The sequence below is a fragment of the bacterium genome, from assembly GCA_026708055.1.
GTDB lineage: Bacteria > Actinomycetota > Acidimicrobiia > Acidimicrobiales > CATQHL01 > VXNF01.
Genome location: JAPOVS010000027.1, coordinates 102,834 through 122,638, shown reverse-complemented (window position 1 = coordinate 122,638; position 19,805 = coordinate 102,834). Strand labels below are relative to the sequence as shown.

The window sequence follows — 19,805 nt, the reverse complement described above, 5'->3', positions numbered from 1 at the left end:
TCAGCTCCTCAGAGCACCGGAGATCTTCAGCGAGCATTCGGTTGTGGGCTTCGCAGGCTAGCGGGAGGTCAGGCCACCTCCACGGTGCGCCAACCGTACCGATGCGGACTCAGATGCTGGCGGGGTCGATCTTGACCGGCGGTCCCATCGTGGAACTGATCGTCACCTTCTGGACGTAACGACCCTTGGCGGCCGCGGGCCGCACCCGCTGCAACTCCTCCATCACCGAGCGCAGGTTCTCCATCAGCGCCTCGGTGCTGAAACTCAACTTCCCGATCGGAACGTGCACGTTGCCCTGGCGGTCGGTGCGGTAACCCACGCGCCCGCCCTTGAAGTCGGCGACGGCCTTGGTCACATCGGTGGTCACGGTGCCGCTCTTCGGGTTGGGCATCAAGCCGCGGGGCCCCAGCGTGCGCCCCAGGCGGCCGACGAGCGGCATCATGTCCGGCGTGGCGATGGCCACGTCGAAGTCCATCATGCCCTCGCCGATCGCCTCCACGAGGTCGTTGTCACCCACGTGGTCGGCCCCGGCGTCGCGGGCGGCGATGGCGGCCTCGCCGGTGGCGAAGACGGCCACGCGCACCTGCTTGCCGGTGCCCGACGGCAGCGAGACGGTCCCACGCAGCATCTGCTCGGCCCGGCGCGGGTCGACCCCCAGGCGGATGGCCATGTCCACGGTCTCGTCGAAGCCGGCCGACGGCAGGCCCTTCACCACGTCGAGGCCCTCGACGGCGTCGTGCAGGCGCTGCCTGTCATAGCGGCGAGCGGCGTCGCTGTAACGCTTTCCCTTGTTCATTCTGCTCCTCCGGCCCTGGGCGTCCCGGGCTGGGACGCCGGGGCTGCTGTGAATCTGCCCCGAGCGGCGCGCTGTGCACCGCGCTCGGGGACGGCGGCACTAGCCGCGGACCACCCGGACCCCCATGCTGCGGGCGGTGCCGGCGACTTGGCGCTTGGCCATCTCGATGTCGTCGGTGTTCAGGTCGGGCAGCTTGATCTCGGCGATCGAGGTCAGCTGCGCGTCGGTGATCGAACCGACGAACTCGCGCCCCACCTCACCGGCGCCCTTCTCCACTCCGGCCGCCTCACGGACCAGGAAGGAGGTCGGAGGCGTCTTGAGTATGAAGCTGAAGGACCGGTCCTCGTAGATCGTGAGCTCCACGGGGACGACCTGGCCGGCCGCATCCGCGGTGCGGTCGTTGTACTGCCGGCAGAAGTCCATGATGGCGATGCCGTGCGGGCCGAGCGCGGTCCCCACCGGCGGCGCCGGGGTGGCCTTGCCCGCCTCGATGTTGACCTTGACGACTGTGAGGACCTTCTTGGCCATGATCGGCTCTCCTGCGAATGATTGCGGCGGCGGCTAGAGCTTGGCGACCTGGGAGAATTCCAGCTCGACCGGGGTCTCGCGGCCAAAGATGTTGACCAGCACCTTGACCTTCAACTGTTCGGCGTTGATGTCGATGATCTCCCCCGACAACTCCGCGAAGGGCCCCTCGCGCACCCGCACCGTCTCGCCCGCCTCGAACTGCAGGCGGGGGCGGCCGCGCTTGACGGCCTCGTCGCCGGTCGTCTTGGTCTCCAGGAACGTCTCCACGTCGCGCCGCCCCAGCGGGGTGGGCTTCGGTCCGTGTCCCACGAAACCCGTGATGGAGGGGGTCTCCTTGATGACCTGGAAGGCCTTGTCGGTGAGCAGGCAGCGCACCAGCAGGTAGCCGGGGAAGACCTTCTTCGGCACGACCACCTTCTTCCCGCCCTTGAACTCCACGACGTCCTCGGTGGGGATCTGGGCCTCGTAGATGAGGTCCTCGGCGTCGAGGCTGCGAACGCGGGCCTCGAGGTCCTGCTTGGCCTTCTTCTCGTATCCCGACTGGGTGTGCACGACGTACCACCGGCCGGGGCGCCGTGAGGGGCGATCCTCGTCGGGCACTGCGACGACTTCCTCGTCGACCTCGGCGGTGGCCTCGGCGGCAGCCGCCGCGGCGGCATGCAACTCGTCCTCGCTCAGAACGTCATAGGGATGCTCGCTGCCGGGTGCCTCGGTGCCGGGTGCCTCGGTGTCAGGGGCCAGCGGGCCGGAGGGAAGCACCGCCTCGGCCGGCGGTTCGGCGACCTGGGGCGCTGCACCACCCGCCAGATCGGCCTCGAGTGGGGGGGACTGCTCGCTCACGGAACTGCTCATCGCTCGAAGAGTTTCAGTATTGCCTCGCCGAAGCCGTAGTCCAGGGCACCGATCACAGCCGTGAGAATGACCACGACCACGAGGGTGACGATGGAGTAGTTGACGACCTCCGAGCGGGTCGGCCAGGAGACCTTGCGCAACTCGGCTCGAACCTCGCGCATGAATTGCGCCGGCGAGGCTCGCTCGCGGCGCGGTGTGGGCTGCCGGCGGCGCTCGGCGACGGGCGCGCCCTCTTCGTCGATGGCCCCCTGCTTGCGGGCCATGCGGCGAAACTGTCTGTTCATTTCCATGGCAGGGCAGGAGGGACTCGAACCCCCAACCGCCGGTTTTGGAGACCGGTGCTCTTCCAGTTGAGCTACTGCCCTCGGATGTGACCCAGGCGGTGCGGGACCCCTCAGGTTACCCAGCCGACCCGGTCATCCCCACAGCGGGGGCGCACCGGCCCTGGATGCGCCCACCGTCGACCCGCTGACCGACTCCGTGTCGGGTCGTCCGGTGACCGTCCCGGATCGTCTGCTGTAGTCACCCGCCATCACGAGTTTCGACGAACGCGAACCGGTCTGATCATTGTCGCAGGGGGGTGGTGAAATTGAGCGCACCGGTCACCGGCCCGTACCGCTGCGAGGGGCGATTCGCTCCGAACCGGCTTGTCGGCCCCGCCGACGAACGACCCGCCCTACCAAATGTGCCTGGGGAGAGAATGATGACTGATCCCACCCTGTTCGCCGACATCGGCGCCGACTGCGGCGGAGTTCCCAGTCCGTCGCCACAGTTAGGAAATACCCGGAAGTTCGTAACTTCGATGTTACATTTGGCAAAGGCTATGGAGATCCGAACCCTCCTCGGCGAACTCGACAGTGCCCGTCGCCAGGCTGGCCTGTCCAAGACCGAACTGGCGCGAATCGCCGACACACAGCCCGCCGCTGTTCGACGCCTACTCTCCGGCAACGGCCACAATCCTCAAGTGTCGACGCTCGCGGGGCTCGCGGAAGTTCTCGGGTGCGAGTTGCGCCTTGTTCCGAAATCCAAGAATGGACGCCCCGCAGCGATTGAGAGCGTCGCCGAAGCAGCCGCAGAGCTGCAACAGATCAGGGGCGGGCCGTTCTCGACGCTCCTCGCCGATCCGCCGTGGCGGTTCCAGAATCGCACGGGGAAGGTCGCCCCGGAGCACCGGCGGCTGTCCCGCTACGACACGATGACGACAGCCGCGATTCGTGCCCTTCCAATCAGCGAGATAACCACCCCGGACGCCCACCTGTACCTGTGGACGCCGAATGCCCTCATCGCCGACGCGCTGGCCGTCATGGAGTCCTGGGGATTCACCTACAAGTCCAACATCGTCTGGGCGAAGCGACGCAAGGACGGTGGGCCCGACGGTCGGGGGGTCGGGTTCTACTTCCGAAACGTGACCGAACTGATCCTCTTCGGCGTCAAAGGAACCATGCGCACGCTCGCGCCCGGCAGACGACAAGTGAACATGATCGAAACCCGCAAGCGGGAGCACTCGCGCAAGCCCGACGAGCAGTACGACATCATCGAGAGTTGCTCGCCCGGGCCATACCTGGAACTGTTCGCGCGGTACTCGCGGTCGGGCTGGACGTCATGGGGAACCGAAGCCGAAGATGAGATCACGCCCCGCGGGAAGCGGTACCCAGCCTATTCCTGACCTTCCGGCATAGCCGCCGTCTGCTGCTCGGGGGATTCGTTCAAACGCCGAAGCACCTCGTTCTTCTGGAACTTCGCCTCCGCCTCAGCACTCTTGCGAGACTCGAATCGCTCCGGCCAGTCGCGCCCCATCTGTTCGAGGGCGTCGAGTTCGGCGCGAGCCTCGTGGGCTCGCTCGATGCCTTCGATCCGCGCGGGCTGGATCCCAACCAACAGGAGCGGACACTCACCCCCGCCACCAAGGTTGATCCGCGGGATCAACTTGTCCCAGTGTGTTGTGGACGCGCCGTACTTGGAACTCCTGCCCGCAGCACCGATCACGCTTGAGATCAGGGTTTGAAGCTCAGGTCCCCGCGTGACGATGACGCCGACGGCGATAGCACCTTCCCGGTGCAGCGCTTGAAAATTGATGAGATCCCGGTCGAAGAATGGATCCTTGTTGTTCCACTCCATCTCGACTGCGATACCCGGCAGCGGTCGATCCAACGACCCGACCCCGAATATGTCGATCTCATGCCCCCGCACCCTGGAAACGGGTGCCACGTCGCCAGCCAGACCAAGGGCCTTCTGGATCGTGATGTTCTGCTTCCCCCAGACTTCTTGCCCGTGCTCACGGATTTCGGCGAGCGAGTCATCGAACCGCTTCACGAACGCAGTTCGTGCGCCTCCGCCAGCGATCAGTTCGTCCAGCGTCGGCTCGAACTTGTCCAAGGCCTCCCGCAGATTCTCGAATCGACCGGGGAACGCCCGTTGCAGAATCACATCTGCGTAGCGCGTCACTCCGTACTCATAGCCATCCGGGAGGCCTGCGACGGTTAGGGGGTGAACCTGACCCAAGAACTCGTCGGCGGGTTGAGCGGGCGCGGTCACCCCGCTGATCCTCCATCCGGGTCCCGATTCAGCAGATGACGAGCGTTCATATTCTCCGCGATGCCTACAGCCCTCGGTCGCTGGACCGAGAGGATGTGCGGTAGCGGCGGCCAGAATCGAACTGGCGACCTCTCGATTATGAGTCGAGCGCTCTTACCAACTGAGCTACGCCGCTTGGAGTTTGGGTCGTGCCCGCGAGCTCCCTGAGAGAATCGAACTCTCGACCTTTTCCTTACCATGGAAACGCTCTGCCGACTGAGCTAAGGGAGCCGAGCGGCTCACATGCTAGCGGGCCCACCGGTGCCCCGACCCGTGGTCGCACGCCGAATCGGCAGCGTGAACGCGCTCGTTCGAGGGTCGTCTCGGGGCGGTAGCGTCTCGACCGATGGAGATCCGCCTGGCGAACCGGGGCGACGCGGAGGCGATCGCCGCCATCTACAACCACGAGGCCACACGGGAGCGAACCGTCTTCGACCTGCGGGCACGCTCGGTGGCCGAGCAGCAGGAGTGGCTGGCCGAGCGCTCGGGGGCGCACTCGGTGATCGTGGCCGTCGGCGACGGCGAGGTCGTGGGGTTCGCCTCCCTGTCGCCCTACCGGCCCCGGCCGGCCTACAACACGAGCGTCGAGAGTTCGGTGTTCGTACGGCGGGACCGTCTGCGGCGGGGCATCGGCCGGGCGCTGGTGGAGCACCTCGTGGCGCTCGCCGCCGAGGGCGGCTTCCACTGCATGATCGCCCGCATCGCCGGCGAGAACGAGCCGTCGGTGCGACTGCACGCCGAGTGTGGCTTCGAACTCGTCGGCGTCGAGCGCCAGATCGGGCGCAAGTTCGGCCGCTGGCTCGACTGCACCGTCATGCAGCGGCTGCTGGGCTAGCCGCTCTCCCGTTGCTCTCGTGATAGAAGTCCAGGCAATTCTCCCCGCCGTCCACTGCCGCTTGCGGAAGTACACTGCTGGGGCTTCTTTTCGCCATCACCGAGCGATGGCGGGTCGGCCCGAGGCCCCGGCCGGGCGGCTCAGAGGGAGGCCGGGGCCAGCGGCCCGACGATCTCCATCGTCGCGGTCTCGATGATCCCGCGGTCGGTGAAGCCCACGTCGGGAATGTTGGGCAGGCAGAGGAAGTTCAGGGCGTAGATGGGCCGGTAGCCGATCGAGCATCCCAGCTGTTCGATCAGGACCCGCTCCACGGCGGCCAATCGCTCCCCCACCGCCTCCAGGGGTTCGGGCGAGAGCAGGCCCGCAATCGGCAGCGGCACCACCGCGGCCACCTCGGTCCCGACGGCGACCGCGTAGCCGCCTTGCGCCTCTATGACCGCCCGGGCGGCGGCCGCCATCGAGGCATGCGAATCCCCGATGACGACCACGTTGTGCGAGTCATGGTTGACCGTGGAGGCCACCGCGCCGCCACGAATGCCGAGGCCGGTGACGAATCCCTTGCCGAGGTTGCCGGTTCGGTGGTGGCGCTCGATCACCGCGATGGCAGCCACATCAGCGGCACTGTCGGGATCGACCACGCCGCCGCGAGCCTCCAACTGCACCCGGTGCATGGTCTTGGGGGCACCGAACGCCACTGCGTTGGCGGTCACCGGCCCGTCAGGGACGTCGACCCGAAGGGCCAGGTCGTTCGCGCTGGGCACATCGACGTGCAGCGTGCCGGTCGACCAGGCGGGATAGGCCGCGGGGTCAGGGGTACGCACCAGGGCGCCGTCGGCGGCGACCACTTCGCCGCGGTACAGCACCGTCGAGGGAGCGAACTCCTCCAGGCTCTCCAGGAGCACCAGGTCGGCGAAGCGACCGGGCGCCACGCTGCCGAGGTGGCGGTCGATGCGCATCAGCTCGGCGGCGTTCAGGGTCGCCATCTGCACGGCGGTCAGCGGATCGAATCCCGCCTCGACAGCCAGGCGCACCCGCTGGTCGAGGTGGCCCTCGCTCATGAGGATGTTCGGGTGGATGTCGTCGGTGCAGAGCACCAAGCGGCGGGTGTCCAGCCCCAGGCGCTCGGTGGCGGCGACGATCTCGGGCCACTCCTCGGCGGGCAGGCGGTCGATGCGCGGCGTCAGCAGTACGCGCGCGCCCTTGCGCAGCTGCTCGACGACCTCCGCCGGCGACTCCGCCACATGGGTGTCCTCCACGCCCGCTGCCAGCGTGGCGTCCAGGACGGCGCCGCTGAAGCCCGGGAGTTGGCCGCCCACGGTCTTGTCCCGCTCGACGGTGGCCTCGATCTTCCCCAGTTGCGCCCGGTCGGCGCCCAGCAGCAGCGCTGGGTTGATGTCGCCGCCGATGCACACCGCCTCGGGCCTGTCCAGCATCGCCAGCGTCTCGGCAAGGTCCATGGCGTGGCCCGAAGTCTCCCGGTCCGCCGGCATGGCGGGCACCCGGCCGGGCACCCGCAGCAGCAGGTTCAGCGGCAGCCGGGCGGCTTCGGCGGTGAGCAGGTCGACGCCCGCCACTCCCAGGACGTTGGCGATCTCGTGAGGATCCTCACACACCGACAGCACGCCACGGGGAACGACGGCGCGGGCCAACTCGGTGACGGTGATGTTGGAACTCTCGAGATGCATGTGCGGGTCGATGAGACCGGGCGCCACGAACCGGCCGCCGGCATCGATGATCTCGGTGCCGGGACCGACCGACTGCTCGCCGCTGTCGCCCACAGCGGCGATCCGCCCCGCGGCCATTACGACGTCCGCGTTCACGATCTCGCGGGTGAAGACATTGACCACCCGGGCACCGGTCAGCACCGCCTCGGCCGGCTCGTCGCCCAGCGCCACCCGGATCAGCCGGGTGCGCACCTCGGTACCCATGTCCAAAACTCGTGCGGTCATGCGGCGACAGTACCAACTCGGCGCGCTGTCGGCGCCGTCGGAGCCCTGTTCCCGGCGGCCGGAGGTATCGTGACCGCTTCGAGGGTCGGTGCCCGAGCGGACAAAGGGAGCAGGCTGTAAACCTGCCGGCGACGCCTTCGGAGGTTCGAATCCTCCCCGGCCCACCACAGCATGAATCGAGCCGTGATGCAATGGCCACAGATCCCTTCTGCGTTCGTACGGTGACAGTGATATGAGGTCACCGTACGGTGACGGCGACCTCGGGTAACCGTACGGTGACAGACACGCTATCCTGGGGGGATGCACGCACAGATCGGGCCGAGGCCGAAGCGCTAGACGAAGAGGTGTTGAAGCGGTGGTGCATCCGCTACGGCGCCCCGCCCGGTCGCCCGCTGGAGTTGCTAGGGACCGTGATCGGCAGGGAGTGCGCGGGGGCAGCGCAGTTCGTCCCGCCGGAGATCGCACCGAACCTCCTGTCCGCCTCCGGCGGGCTGCAAGAGATCACCGATGACGAATTGTGGGCTGGCCTCCGGAGGTTGCGCGGGGATTGCTCGTTCCGGTTCGCCGACGTCCACGGAGACGCCGGGCGCAGCTTGGCGGGCATGCAGCCGAAGGACGCCTGGCGTGGTCGGGACGGCGGTGGGCGGTGCCGTCGGTGCAACAGCGGTGGAACGCCCCTTTCCTACTCGAATCTTCTCTTGAGTATCGCGGTGTCCCAATGGAACAACCTTGATGCCGCGAGAGAAGTCCACGGGTTGGTGGACGAGATGAACAACGTGAGGCCCGAACTGCGATTCGATGCAGACTTTGTCCTGAAGGCAGGGCTCATGTTGACTGACATCGCCAGTGTGGGGTTCAAGGTGGCGAACTTTACACATGACAGAAGCTCCACAACCGCATTAGAGACTTGGTGAATGCTGTGTAACTCGGCGCATCGCATGAGGAAGGACGGCCCGCTGGCGGGTTCCTGACTCCAGATGCCTTGGCCCCAGGAGAGGAGAGAATGTGAGTGCCAGAATCCCGACATTGACAGAACTCATCGATCTGGCACCGTGGAGGGAAGCGGTAACCTATCGGGAGACTTGGCCGCACGAGTATGTGCTGTCCGAGAAAGACGGCCAGCAGGAGTTGCTTGGAGCCATATGCGATAGGTTCCGAGCTGGAGAAGGAGTGGCATGCCGCTTCTTCCGAATGAACAACACCTACCTGTTCATTGGCAACTACAAGTACTGGCTGATGACCCACTGGGATGACTTGGAGCCAGGAGAAGACTACGTGTTGAATCGTGCGCGGCTCTACCGGGACCGGCGGGATTTTGTGATCCAGCCTGGAGACTCGGGAAAGCCGGATGACTACCCGGTGAACCCTGCCTATCAGGGGTGAATCATCCCGGGGGCCGCAGTTCGGCCGCGGTGGCCGCGCAGCGACTGCTTCGGGTGACGACCTGCCGGACGAGGTCGAGGTTGTCGAGGGTGTCCTGCTCGTGGGCTGTGAGGCCGTTGACCACGTCCGCGAGTGCGCTCGGCAGTCCGGCGGCGAGGTGCTCGGCCCGGGTGCCCACGTCTGCCGCGCTGAGTCCGAGGGCCTTCGCCAACTGCGCCAGGGAGCGAGCTGTGTCGGTCTCTCTGAGCCGCCACTGCTGCCCGGCACGTCCCGCCCACATCGCGAAGCTCAGGTCCCCTTCCTCTCTGGTACGTCGATGAGGCAGGAAGGTCGCGGAGTCGTAGAGGGGGGCGAGAACCCGCTGCCCCCCCGAGAGCAGCAGGCTGAAATTCTTGGCGTGCCCGTCGGTGTCACCGACGATCCAGCGGAACAACAGCATGTCCCGCAAGCGCCGGATGTCGGGCGCTGAACCGGCCGAACCGCCGTCCCGCAACACATCGGCACACCGCTCCACTGTCGCGCCGTGGAACCGCTGGTATTTCCGCCCCGGTGGCAACCCGAGCGCTTGGCAGAGATCCTCCTGGTGGATCCGCTGCGGTTCGTCGGTCTCGTCCACCACGCTCCGGTCGTAGCGCTCCACGACGATGACACCGAAGTTCTCGCCATGCAGCATGCGGGTCGCCGGCGCGGCCATCCCCAAGCGCGTCGCCGTGCGCATCGTGACGTGCTCGACGAGGGTCTCGTGCGGGTAGAGATCCCGGTCGAGTTTCAGGATGTGCGTGGTCGCCTGGCGTCCCCAGGGGACCGCCCAGCCGTCGGCGGTCGACGCCAGCGCGTCCTTCGGCTGCATCCCACCGAGGCTGCGCCCGGTGTCGGCGTGCGCGGCGGAGAAGCGGTAGGACGGGTCGGCCCGGAGCAGCTCGAGGCCCCTCCACAGTTCCTCCTCGCTGAGTCGCTGCCGGCCGCCGCGGTCGCCGAGCAACTCCGCGGTCCGTTCCGGATCGCAGAACTGCACGGCCCCCGCGCATTCGGCGCCGAGCACCGTGCCGAGCAGTTCGATGGGACGCAACAGCGAGGCACCGTACCTATCGCACCACTGCTGGAGCACCTCCCGGTCGTCAGGGAGAAGGTTCTGCATCCAATACGCCACTTGCGGCGAGTCATACGGCTCGGCCCTCAGGGGGAAGCGGACCGACAGCGGTGTCGGTTCGGAAAGCGCCAGGTAACTCTCTGCGTACGCGAAGACCGCCTTGTCCGGCCCGAGAATGTCCACATCGCCAGCGTGATGAGACTCGATGAGTACGTCGAGTCTCACGACGAAGGCGCCTCAAGGCCGCCGAGAACGATGTCGTGCAGCGCCGGGCGCCGCGACGGCGCGTGCACGATCTCTATGCGCGCGTCGAGCGCGGCGAGGACGCGGCACAGCACGCCCACCTCGGCAGTGGCTTTGCCGTTCTCCATCTCCGAGATCCATTTCCGCGTCACCCGGGCGCGCTCGGCGAGTTCCGCCTGCGTGATGTCGAGTGAACGGCGAAGGCCCTGCAAGGCCGCCCCGATCTCGCTGGGGCGCGCAATGTGGCGGTAGCGTCTCGGCCCAGAAGCGTGATCACTTGGAGTGGTCATGGCCAAAGTCTAGGCGACAGACCCTGTACGGGTACATTCGACGATGTATCCGTATGGGGTCAGAGTATCTGTGTCCCCGTCCGGTGACCGTGGGAGTCGTGCCACCCGGCCAGCTGGGCCGCTCGCCGAAGACCGCCGAGCCGATCAATCCTCGGCGGGGTCGGGCTGCCAGCGGAGGACGGGGCGGCGCGCCGCGGTGGCCTCGTCGAGGCGGCCGATGGGTGCGGTCCGGGGGGCGCCGTGCAGCGTCTCGGGATCGGTCTCGGCCTCGGCGGCGATGGCGATCATGGCTGCGGCCAGGGCTTCGATCGCCTCGGGGGGCTCCGTCTCGGTCGGCTCGATCATCAGCGCCTCCTCGACGATCAGCGGGAAGTAGACCGTGGGCGGGTGGAAGCCGTGGTCGATGAGGCGCTTGGCGATGTCGTAGGTGGGCACACCGTGCTGGCGGCGCTGCCGCGAGCCCGAGAAGACCACCTCGTGCAATACCGGCCGGTCGTAGGGCAGGTCGTAGTGGCCGTGCATCAGCACGCGCAGGTAGTTGGCGTTGAGGGTGGCCTGACCGGACACGGCGCGCAGGCCGTCGAGGCCGAGGGCGCGCATGTAGGCATAGGCCCGGACGAGGACCCCGACGTTGCCGCCGAACTGCTGCATGCGTCCGATGCTGCGCTCGGGCTCGGTGAGGCGCACGACGCCGTCGCCGTCCTCGGTGACCACCGGCGTCGGCAGGTATGGCGCCAGCTCGGGACTGCAGCACACCGGTCCCGCGCCCGGACCGCCACCGCCGTGCGGCGTGCTGAAACTCTTGTGCAGGTTCAGGTGCACCACGTCGACTCCCAGATCGCCGTAGCGCACCCGCCCCATGATGGCGTTGAGGTTGGCCCCGTCGCCGTAGAGGTAAGCGCCGGCGTCGTGGATCAGGCCGGCCACCTCCTCGATGCCGTGCTCCCACAGCCCCAGAGTGTTCGGCACGGTCACCATGACGGCAGCCACCGAGTCGTCCAATTCCCGCTCGATGGTGGCCCGGTCCAACGAACCGTCGGCACCCGTGGGGATCTGGGTGACGGTGTAGCCGGCCATGGCGGCGGTCGCCGGGTTCGTGCCGTGCGCCGAGTCCGGAACCAGGATGCGGCGCCGTTGGGCGAGCTCTCCGCGATCCTCCAGGGCCCGGGCGATCATGAGCACACCGGCCAGTTCGCCCTGCGCCCCGGCGGCAGGGGCGAGGCTGACCGCAGGAAGCCCGGTGATCTCGCCCAGGCCCCGAGCCAACTCCGCCAGCGTGCGCAGGGTGCCCTGCACCTCCTCCGCCGGGGCCTGCGGATGTGCGCCAGCGAGTCCCGGCAGCGACGCCACCAGGTCGTCGACCTTCGGGTTGTACTTCATGGTGCAGGAGCCCAGCGGGTAGGTACCGGAGTCGATGCCGTAGTTCCGCGCCGAGAGTTCGGTGTAGTAGCGCACCAACTCGCCCTGGCTCAGTTCCGGCAGTCGCACCGAGTCGCGCAGCAGCCTGGGATCGGGCAGCGGCGTCGGCTCACCGTCCCAGCGGGGAACGTCGACCGCTCGGCGGCCCGGCACTCCCCGGTCGAAGCTCAGGCGCGCGCCGAAATCGTCGCTTGCGGGCCCGGGCGCGCTCACGCCTCGCCCCCGATCTCCGCCAGGGCCGCGACGAGCGCGTCGACGTGCGCGTCGGGTGTGGCCTCGGTCACCGCGAACAGCAGGGCGTCGCGCGCCTCGGGCTCGGGTCTGGCCGAGACGTCGAGGCCGGGACCGATGCCCCGCGCCCTCAGCGCGGCGGCGAGTTCGGCGGCGGGCAGGGGCCCGCGCACCAGGAACTCCGCGAACCACGGCCCGCGCTCGGGCACCTCGTAGCCGTCGAGGGCGGCGATGCGCCGGGCCGCGTCGTGGGCGCGCTGGTAGCACAACTCCGCGGCCTCGCGCAGCCCTCGGGGACCCAGTGCCTGGAGCGTGATCGTGAAGGCGAGCGCGATCAGCGCCTGCGCCGTCGAGACGTTCGACGTGGCCCGCTCGCGACGGATGAACTGCTCGCGGGCCTGCAGGGTGAGGACGTAACCGGTGCGCGGCTCAGCGGCACCGTTGCCCGGCGCCTGCAACTCCCGCGTGCGCCCGACGATGCGGCCGGGCATCTGGCGCAGGAACTTCTGGCGGGCCGCGAACAGCCCCAGCGACGGCCCGCCGAAGTGCGGGGGACCCGCCAGGTCCCGCCCCTCGCCGGTGACGATGTCGGCACCCGCATCCCCCGGTGCTCGCAGCAGCCCCAGTGCGAAGGGATCGGCGACGGTCACCAGGAGGATGCCGTCGGCGTGCAGCGCCTCCGCCATCGGTTCGAGGTCCACGATGGCGCCGAGGAAGTCCGGCTGCTGGACGACCAGGCAGGCGTGCTCGGGCGTCGCCGCCTCGCCGGAACCCACCACGTCGACTCGCAGCCCCGCGCCGCGGGCGTAGGCGCGCACGACCCCGACGGTTCCGGGGTGGATCGGCTCGAGCAGGGCGACGGCGCTGCGCTTCGTGACGCGCGCCGCCAGCAGGCAGGCCTCCGCGGTGGCGCTGGCCCCGTCGTAGAGGCCGGTGTTCGAGATGTCCATGCCGGTGAGTTCGCAGACCACCGACTGGAACTCGAACGCCGTCTGCAGGGTCCCCTGGCTGATCTCGGGCTGGTACGGCGTGTAGGCGGTGACGAACTCGGAGCGGCCGGCGAGGTGCGACGTGACGGCGGGGATGGCGTGCCGGTAGGCGCCGGCGCCCAGGAAGTCCGGCCGCGCGGGATCGACGTTCGCGGCGGCGCGCTCGGCGAGCAGGGCGATCAGTTCCGGCTCGGTGAGGGCGGAGGGCAGGTCGATGTCCGGATCCAGCAGGTCCGCGGGCAGGTCAGCGAACAGCGCGCCGAGGTCGGCGGCACCCACCCGCTCCAGCATCCGGGCGCGGTCGGCCTCGGTGGCCGGGATGTAGGGATGCGGCGAGCCGCCGGGGAGCGAGGACATCGCCGTCAGTTCGCCTCGATCTCCGCCCGGTACCCGGCGGCGTCGAGCAGGTCCGCCAACTCGGCCTCCTCCGCGATGCGGACGCGGATCAGCCATCCCTCGCCGTAGGGCGACTCGTTGACCAGTTCCGGGGCGTCCTCAAGCTCCCCGTTCACCGCGATCACCTCGCAGTCGACCGGGGCGTAGAGCTCGGCGACGGTCTTGGTGGACTCGATCTCGCCGCAGGTCTCACCGGCGCTGACCGGCGTCCCCGCGGCCGGGAGATCGAGGTAGACCACGTCGCCGAGTTGGTCCTGGGCGAAGTCCGTGATGCCGACGACAGCCTCGCCCGGTCTGGCGGGGTCACGGCGCAGCCACTCGTGGCTGGCCGTGTAGAGGAGGTCACCGGGTGTGTCGCTGCCGGTCGTCACGAGTTCCTCGCTTTCCGGTAGAAGGGGCGGCGCACGACCTCGACGGGGAGGGCGCGGCCGCGCACATCGACTTCGAGGGAGACCCCGGGGCTCGCAAACTCGGCGGGGAGGTAGGCCATGCCGATGCCGAGACCCATGGTCGGGCTGTAGCCCCCGCTGGTGAGGCGTGCCACCGTCTCGCCGCCGGGCACGCGCACCGCGTGACCGGCGCGCGGCACGCCGCGCCCGCGAGCCGCCACGTGGCCGAGACGCCGCGTGCGGGACCGGGCCTTCGCCTCGGTGAGCGCCTCCCGGCCCGTGAACGGCGCGCCGTCGTCGAGGCTCACCGCGAAACCGAGCCCGGCTTCGTAGGGGTGCGTGTTGGCGTCGATGTCGTTGCCGTGCAGCGGCAGCGCCGCCTCGAGCCGCAGCGTGTCGCGTGCGCCGAGACCGACCGGCGTGGCCCCGCCGTCGGTGAGCGCGTCCCAGAACGCGCCGGCGTGGCCGGCGTCGACGATGCACTCACCACCGTCCTCGCCCGTGTAGCCCGTCCGGGCGAAGAGCACCGGTGCACCGTTCCAGTCCAACTCCACACAGTCGCGCGGCGACAGCTCGGCGATGCCTCCAGCGAGGACTTTGCCGAGCAGGCCGATCGCATCGGGTCCCTGTACGGCGAGCATCGCCGTGTCCCCGGTCACGTCGGCGGCGTCGTCGGCGACGGAGCGCAACCGCTCGAAGTCCGCCACTGCGTTGGCCGCGTTGTGAACGATCAGCCAGCGCTCGCCGGGCAGGTGGTAGACGAAGACGTCGTCGTCGATGCCGCCGGCCTCGTTGCAGTAGAGCGAGTAGTGCGCCTTGCCCGCCTCTAGGGTGGTGACGTCGAAGGTCGTCACCGAGCGCAGCAACGAAGCCGATCGCGGTCCCTGCAGCCAGACCCGTCCGAGGTGCGACACGTCGAAGAGGCCGACCCGCTCGCGCACGGCCTCGTGCTCGCGCACCGTGCCCTGGTACTGCAGCGGCATCTCCCAGCCGGCAAAAGGTGCGAAGCGGGCACCGGCCGCCTCATGGCGCTCGCGCAGTGCCAGCTTGCGCAGCCCGCCCTCGTTGGCGGGCTCGGCGTCTCCGCCCATACGTCGAATCTATAGCCGCCCTATCGGCAACTGCGCATCCGCCACGAGGTCGCCCGGCGGCTCTCCCGCGCTCGGGCCGGTCGCCGGTCCGCTCAGTCTCGCCGCACCGCACCCCCGGAGGACCACACGGAGTCGGTGCGCATCCGGCGCGTCGCCGAGCCGTGAGGCTGTCCCGCCGCAGCCGACTCTCCTCCTGCCAGGGCCGCCGCCACGCCGAGCGACCGGCGCCCCTCCTTGGTGCGGTCGGGCCGCGGCTCTGGGCCGTCCACGGCGCTTCCCGGAGGCGGCGGGCAGCCGATGATCGTCGTCGGGCTGTCGGCGAGCATGTCCCACCCATCGAGCACCCGGGCGATGCGTTGCGCGGTTCGGACGGTCCCGCCGGTCACTGCCGAGGCCCGCTCGGCGTCGCCGTCTCCCCCGTTCGCCGCCGCGGACGACAGTTCGACGTGGGCCGCAGCGACCACGGACAGGCGCACGGCGGCCGCGGCGGTCCGGGCCGCCAGCGGTACGAGGTCCTCGAGGGGGGTCCGCGGGTCGCCGCCGATGGACGTGCCCCGCTTCAGCCAATCCAGGGCATCGGGGATGTCGCACTCGACCAGGATCCGGTCCACCTCTTCCTGGACGCCCGCGGGCAAACCGCCGGCCGCTCGGGCCTTTCGCCGGCCGCGCCGGGACTTCGCCTCGCCGGCATCGTGGCTGAATGCCTTCAGGGCGTTCTCCAGGATGGCCTGGGCCTGGGCACACACTCCTCGCATACGCGCCGCGACGGCCTCGACATAGCCCTCCGCGTCCTCGTTCTCCTGCGCCGCCCGTTCATCGGAGAGCGGATAGAGGAGCGCGCCCAGCAGCATGAGCGAGCGGCGGACATTGTCCACCGACGCGACAGGGTTCCCATTCCTCGTAGCCGGCACGCCGAACTCCTCTCGGGGCCTGATCCCTGTCTCTGAACTGGACCCGTGGCCGAGGCGACGGCAATCGGCCGCGCCTCCCACGAGAGCGATGCGCGCCGGAGCAGGGCCCGTGCGCGGCTCCGCCGGGAGCCGCCAATCGTAGTACGGCGAACGACGAGCACAAGCGCGTCGGCGCGCCGTCGCAGGGGGACCGTTTTCACCGTGGTCAACAGTGTTGACACCCTGAATGTGCAGGTTTAGCCTCCGCTTCGAGGACGACGCCCGCCGTCCTCGCGTGCAGGAACGCGTGCGGAACGAGGGGATCCGCACCATCGAGGGGAGGACCGCACATGTCCCAGAAATACCGACGCGCGAGTCGCTGGCTCGCCGCACTCACCGCCTTCGCGCTCGTCGTGGCGGCTTGCGCCGGCGACGACGAGGACGAGTCGACAACCGCACCGCCTCCGGCGGACGCGCCTGCGGCACCATCCGACGCCCCCGAGGCGCCCCCCGACGCGCCCCCCGAGGCGCCGGAGCCACCACCGGCAGCCGTGGCCGAGGGCTTCAGTCATGATTTCGATTGGGGGACGTTCACGCTGAACGCCGATACGGCTGCGAAGGCTGCGGCCGGGGAGGAGTTGAACATCGTTGTGGGTGTGAGCGGGACGGCGATCCCGATCTTCGGCGCCGCGGTGCGCACCGGCATGGAGCGGGCGTGTGAGGCGGCGCAGAGCCGCATCGACGTGGACTGCCAGTTGGTGGGCCCGGCGCAGCCGAGCGTGGTGGATCACGTGGCGATGCTGGAGGCCCGGCTGGCCGCCGGCGACGTGGACTGCCTGGCGCTGCAGTCCCACCCGCCGGAGGGCCTGGTGGACCTGGTGAACGACTACATCGCCGCGGGCGTCCCGGTGTTCACCTACAACACCGACATCGAGGCGTCGAACCGCTTCGCGTTCTTCGCCCTCCAGGAGGTCGCCGCGGCGTCCATCAACGGCCGGGTGACCGCCGAGTTGGTGCAGGCCCAGGGCCTGGACATCAACCAGGTGGCCATGGGCAGCGGCCTGCCGAACGATCAGTGGGCCCGCCAGCGCATGGAGGGCTTCACCAAGGGCTTCACCGAGGTGTTCGGTGACGCCGACTTCTTCAACGACGTGGACTCGGGATTGCCGACCGGTGAGAACTTCACCACCCAGGAGGTGCTGGACTCGGTGGGACCGTTCATGCTGGCGAACCCGGACGTGAACCTGTTCTTCCACACCGACCAGGGCGTCGAAGGCGTCGGCCAGGTCATCCAGAACCAGGGCCGCGTCGGCCAGGCGTGGACCTCGGGCTTCAACGTGAGCGACCCGATCCTGGACCTCATCGACGCCGGGGCGATCCTGGTGACGGTGGATCAGGGCTTCGACAACCAATCGGAGCTGGCCACCACGGCGTGCGTGGACCTGCTCGCCGACGGGCAACTGCCCGAGAGCGAACGCCCCGTCCTCAACCCCATCGTCATCACCCGCGACGGCGGCGAGGGACGCGAATCCACCGACGACGCCCGCGCCCGCTACGCCGCACTCGACGCCGGCGCACCGGCCGACGAGCCCGAGCCCGCCGAGCCCGACTTCAGCCTGGAGTTCGATTGGGGGACGTTCACGCTGAACGACGGCACCGCCTCCAAGATCATGAGCGGTGAGGAGTTGAACATCGTTGTGGGTGTGAGCGGGACGGCGATCCCGATCTTCGGCGCCGCGGTGCGCACCGGCATGGAGCGGGCGTGTGAGGCGGCGCAGAGCCGCATCGACGTGGACTGCCAGTTGGTGGGCCCGGCGCAGCCGAGCGTGGTGGATCACGTGGCGATGCTGGAGGCCCGGCTGGCCGCCGGCGACGTGGACTGCCTGGCGCTGCAGTCCCACCCGCCGGAGGGCCTGGTGGACCTGGTGAACGACTACATCGCCGCGGGCGTCCCGGTGTTCACCTACAACACCGACATCGAGGCGTCGAACCGCTTCGCGTTCTTCGCCCTCCAGGAGGTCGCCGCGGCGTCCATCAACGGCCGGGTGACCGCCGAGTTGGTGCAGGCCCAGGGCCTGGACATCAACCAGGTGGCCATGGGCAGCGGCCTGCCGAACGATCAGTGGGCCCGCCAGCGCATGGAGGGCTTCACCAAGGGCTTCACCGAGGTGTTCGGTGACGCCGACTTCTTCAACGACGTGGACTCGGGATTGCCGACCGGTGAGAACTTCACCACCCAGGAGGTGCTGGACTCGGTGGGACCGTTCATGCTGGCGAACCCGGACGTGAACCTGTTCTTCCACACCGACCAGGGCGTCGAAGGCGTCGGCCAGGTCATCCAGAACCAGGGCCGCGTCGGCCAGGCGTGGACCTCGGGCTTCAACGTGAGCGACCCGATCCTGGACCTCATCGACGCCGGGGCGATCCTGGTGACGGTGGATCAGGGCTTCGACAACCAATCGGAGCTGGCCACCACGGCGTGCGTGGACCTGCTCGCCGACGGGCAACTGCCCGAGAGCGAACGCCCCGTCCTCAACCCCATCGTCATCACCCGCGACGGCGGCGAGGGACGCGAATCCACCGACGACGCCCGCGCCCGCTACGCCGCACTCGGCTGAGCATCGGGTCGGTGGACATCCGGTGCTGAGGAGACACCGACGGTAACGACGCATCGGGCGGGTCCCGGAAACCGGGCCCGCCCGGCGCGGTCAGCGGCCGGCTAGGTGCACATGGCGGACATCGGCAGCAGAGGCGACCACGTCGGAGCGGCGCCGGCGGCGCCGTCCGGCGGCCGGAGCCTGCTCTGGCGGACCTCGGGTCTGGCGGCGGCCATCGTTTTGGTCGGGCTGTTCTTCTGGACGCAGAAGCCGGCGTTCCTGAGCCTGGGCGTCATCCTGACCATGATCCGGTCGATGGTGTCGCTGGGCATCATCGCCATGGCCCAGATGCTGGCGCTGCTGGCCGGCGAGCTGGACCTGGCGGTGGGGGCGCTGTACGGGCTGGCGGCGAACACGCTGGCGGCGTTCTGGCTGGGCGAGGGCCTGGCGCCGACCTCGCTGCACCTCGCCTGGGCGCTGCTGATCACCCTCGGCGTCATGCTGGCGGCCGGCGGCATCACCGCCTATGCCACCACCGTGCTGCGGATCCCCTCGTTCATCGCCACGCTGGGGATGTTCAGCATCGCCCAGGGGATCGAACTCTTCCTGGGCAACGCAGGCAATTTCAATCCCCAGTACAGCGCCACGCCGCCACCGGAGGGTCAGGTCAGCTTCTTCCGGACCCTCGGCTCGTCGGAGTTGCCGTTCGGCATCCCGATTCAGGTGGTCTGGCTGGTGGGGGTGGCGATCGTGTTCTACGTGTTGCGCCACAAGACGGTCTTCGGCTTCCGCCTGGCGGCAATCGGGGAGAACCCCGAGGCCGCCACCGCCGCCACACTCAAGGTGGGGCGCTACAAGTCCATCGTCCTGATGATCACGGCGCTGGCCTCCGGGCTGGCCGGCCTCCTGGACTTCAGCTACACCGGATCGATCGGGCCCGCATCGGGTCTGGGGCTCACGTTCCCTGTCTTCGCCGCGGTCGTGATCGGCGGCTCGAGCCTCTCGGGAGGCAAAGGGACCGTCATCGGCGCCCTGCTGGGTGCCCTGCTGCTCGCCGAACTGCGCACCGGCCTCGCTGTGTTGGGAGCCGGCGATCGCGTGCAGTTGGTCTTCGTCGGCACCATCACCATCGTGGCGGTGGCGCTCGACCACGTCACCAGCCGCCGGCAGGGGCGGAGTTTCCCGTCGCTCCAGCGGGGCAACGCCGCCGGGTCCGGCGAGACCGCGGCCGGCGCCGGCTGACCATGGGTGCCTGCTCGTTTC

The 19,805-nt window shown here is 69.0% G+C and carries 18 protein-coding genes, 4 tRNA genes and 1 pseudogene; 7 read left to right on the top strand and 16 right to left on the bottom strand.

Features of this window, described 5'->3' with window-relative positions:
- Positions 1 to 109: 109 nt before the first annotated feature.
- The 5 genes from rplA to OXG55_05980 all read right to left on the bottom strand — a co-directional run bounded on the left by rplA (position 110) and on the right by OXG55_05980 (position 2,541).
- Positions 110 to 796: a 50S ribosomal protein L1 gene (gene rplA / locus OXG55_06000; protein ID MCY4102799.1), complete on the bottom strand. Its 687-nt coding sequence runs from the start codon at positions 794 to 796 to the stop codon at positions 110 to 112.
- Between the two features lie 99 nt (positions 797 to 895).
- Positions 896 to 1,324 (bottom strand): 50S ribosomal protein L11, encoded by a 429-nt coding sequence (rplK, locus tag OXG55_05995; GenBank protein MCY4102798.1) that lies wholly within the window; start codon positions 1,322 to 1,324, stop codon positions 896 to 898.
- Between the two features lie 33 nt (positions 1,325 to 1,357).
- Entirely contained in the window at positions 1,358 to 2,164 is an 807-nt protein-coding gene (gene nusG, locus OXG55_05990) for a transcription termination/antitermination protein NusG (GenBank protein MCY4102797.1), read from the bottom strand.
- Between the two features lie 8 nt (positions 2,165 to 2,172).
- On the bottom strand, positions 2,173 to 2,439 hold the full coding sequence (secE, locus tag OXG55_05985) for a preprotein translocase subunit SecE (GenBank protein ID MCY4102796.1): 267 nt from the start codon (positions 2,437 to 2,439) through the stop codon (positions 2,173 to 2,175).
- Positions 2,440 to 2,465: 26 nt separating this feature from the next.
- A tRNA-Trp gene (locus OXG55_05980) sits at positions 2,466 to 2,541 on the bottom strand.
- A gap of 338 nt (positions 2,542 to 2,879) precedes the next feature.
- Here OXG55_05980 and OXG55_05975 point away from each other — a divergent pair.
- Positions 2,880 to 3,842, top strand: a complete 963-nt coding sequence (locus OXG55_05975) for an MT-A70 family methyltransferase (GenBank protein MCY4102795.1) — start codon at positions 2,880 to 2,882, stop codon at positions 3,840 to 3,842.
- On the opposite strand, the gene OXG55_05970 is transcribed toward OXG55_05975, so the two are convergent.
- From OXG55_05970 to OXG55_05960, 3 genes are all read right to left on the bottom strand, one after another.
- On the bottom strand, positions 3,833 to 4,711 hold the full coding sequence (locus tag OXG55_05970) for a BglII/BstYI family type II restriction endonuclease (protein ID MCY4102794.1): 879 nt from the start codon (positions 4,709 to 4,711) through the stop codon (positions 3,833 to 3,835). The genes OXG55_05975 and OXG55_05970 overlap by 10 nt on opposite strands.
- A 101-nt stretch (positions 4,712 to 4,812) precedes the next feature.
- A tRNA-Met gene (locus tag OXG55_05965) sits at positions 4,813 to 4,886 on the bottom strand.
- Between the two features lie 22 nt (positions 4,887 to 4,908).
- Positions 4,909 to 4,981 (bottom strand) — tRNA-Thr (locus OXG55_05960).
- Positions 4,982 to 5,096: 115 nt separating this feature from the next.
- Between OXG55_05960 and OXG55_05955 the strand changes: the two genes are divergently transcribed.
- Positions 5,097 to 5,585: a GNAT family N-acetyltransferase gene (locus OXG55_05955; GenBank protein ID MCY4102793.1), complete on the top strand. Its 489-nt coding sequence runs from the start codon at positions 5,097 to 5,099 to the stop codon at positions 5,583 to 5,585.
- Between the two features lie 140 nt (positions 5,586 to 5,725).
- Here the strand turns inward: OXG55_05955 and OXG55_05950 are convergent, their stop codons facing one another.
- Entirely contained in the window at positions 5,726 to 7,534 is a 1,809-nt protein-coding gene (locus OXG55_05950; GenBank protein ID MCY4102792.1) for an amidohydrolase family protein, read from the bottom strand.
- A gap of 82 nt (positions 7,535 to 7,616) precedes the next feature.
- On the opposite strand from OXG55_05950, the gene OXG55_05945 reads away from it, so the two are divergent.
- From OXG55_05945 to OXG55_05935, 3 genes and pseudogenes are all read left to right on the top strand, one after another.
- Positions 7,617 to 7,701: transfer RNA gene (locus OXG55_05945), tRNA-Tyr, on the top strand.
- A 486-nt stretch (positions 7,702 to 8,187) separates the two neighbouring features.
- A pseudogene (locus OXG55_05940) lies at positions 8,188 to 8,406 on the top strand (hypothetical protein).
- Between the two features lie 133 nt (positions 8,407 to 8,539).
- A complete protein-coding gene (locus OXG55_05935) occupies positions 8,540 to 8,917 on the top strand; it encodes a hypothetical protein (GenBank protein MCY4102791.1) in 378 nt (125 codons plus the stop codon).
- A 1-nt stretch (position 8,918) separates the two neighbouring features.
- Here OXG55_05935 and OXG55_05930 read toward each other — a convergent pair whose 3' ends face one another.
- The 7 genes from OXG55_05930 to OXG55_05900 form a co-directional block, all read right to left on the bottom strand.
- Positions 8,919 to 10,232 carry a HipA domain-containing protein gene (locus OXG55_05930; GenBank protein ID MCY4102790.1) on the bottom strand — a complete coding sequence of 438 codons (1,314 nt, stop codon included), beginning with the start codon at positions 10,230 to 10,232 and terminating at the stop codon, positions 8,919 to 8,921.
- A complete protein-coding gene (locus OXG55_05925; GenBank protein MCY4102789.1) occupies positions 10,229 to 10,540 on the bottom strand; it encodes a helix-turn-helix domain-containing protein in 312 nt (103 codons plus the stop codon). Before OXG55_05925 ends, OXG55_05930 begins: the two co-directional genes overlap by 4 nt.
- Before the next feature lie 144 nt (positions 10,541 to 10,684).
- The gene (gcvPB, locus tag OXG55_05920) at positions 10,685 to 12,172 is read right to left on the bottom strand and encodes an aminomethyl-transferring glycine dehydrogenase subunit GcvPB (protein MCY4102788.1); all 1,488 of its coding nucleotides are present in this window, start codon (positions 12,170 to 12,172) and stop codon (positions 10,685 to 10,687) included.
- Positions 12,169 to 13,536, bottom strand: a complete 1,368-nt coding sequence (gene gcvPA / locus OXG55_05915) for an aminomethyl-transferring glycine dehydrogenase subunit GcvPA (GenBank protein MCY4102787.1) — start codon at positions 13,534 to 13,536, stop codon at positions 12,169 to 12,171. The genes gcvPB and gcvPA overlap by 4 nt, the downstream gene beginning before the upstream one ends.
- A 5-nt stretch (positions 13,537 to 13,541) precedes the next feature.
- A complete protein-coding gene (gene gcvH, locus OXG55_05910; protein MCY4102786.1) occupies positions 13,542 to 13,946 on the bottom strand; it encodes a glycine cleavage system protein GcvH in 405 nt (134 codons plus the stop codon).
- Entirely contained in the window at positions 13,943 to 15,055 is a 1,113-nt protein-coding gene (gene gcvT, locus OXG55_05905) for a glycine cleavage system aminomethyltransferase GcvT (protein MCY4102785.1), read from the bottom strand. The genes gcvH and gcvT overlap by 4 nt, the downstream gene beginning before the upstream one ends.
- A gap of 92 nt (positions 15,056 to 15,147) precedes the next feature.
- The gene (locus OXG55_05900) at positions 15,148 to 15,966 is read right to left on the bottom strand and encodes a hypothetical protein (protein MCY4102784.1); all 819 of its coding nucleotides are present in this window, start codon (positions 15,964 to 15,966) and stop codon (positions 15,148 to 15,150) included.
- Between the two features lie 329 nt (positions 15,967 to 16,295).
- On the opposite strand from OXG55_05900, the gene OXG55_05895 reads away from it, so the two are divergent.
- Both OXG55_05895 and OXG55_05890 read left to right on the top strand, forming a co-directional pair.
- Positions 16,296 to 18,563, top strand: coding sequence for a substrate-binding domain-containing protein (locus OXG55_05895; protein MCY4102783.1), 2,268 nt, complete (start codon positions 16,296 to 16,298; stop codon positions 18,561 to 18,563).
- A gap of 111 nt (positions 18,564 to 18,674) precedes the next feature.
- Positions 18,675 to 19,784 carry an ABC transporter permease gene (locus OXG55_05890; GenBank protein ID MCY4102782.1) on the top strand — a complete coding sequence of 370 codons (1,110 nt, stop codon included), beginning with the start codon at positions 18,675 to 18,677 and terminating at the stop codon, positions 19,782 to 19,784.
- Positions 19,785 to 19,805: the final 21 nt, after the last annotated feature.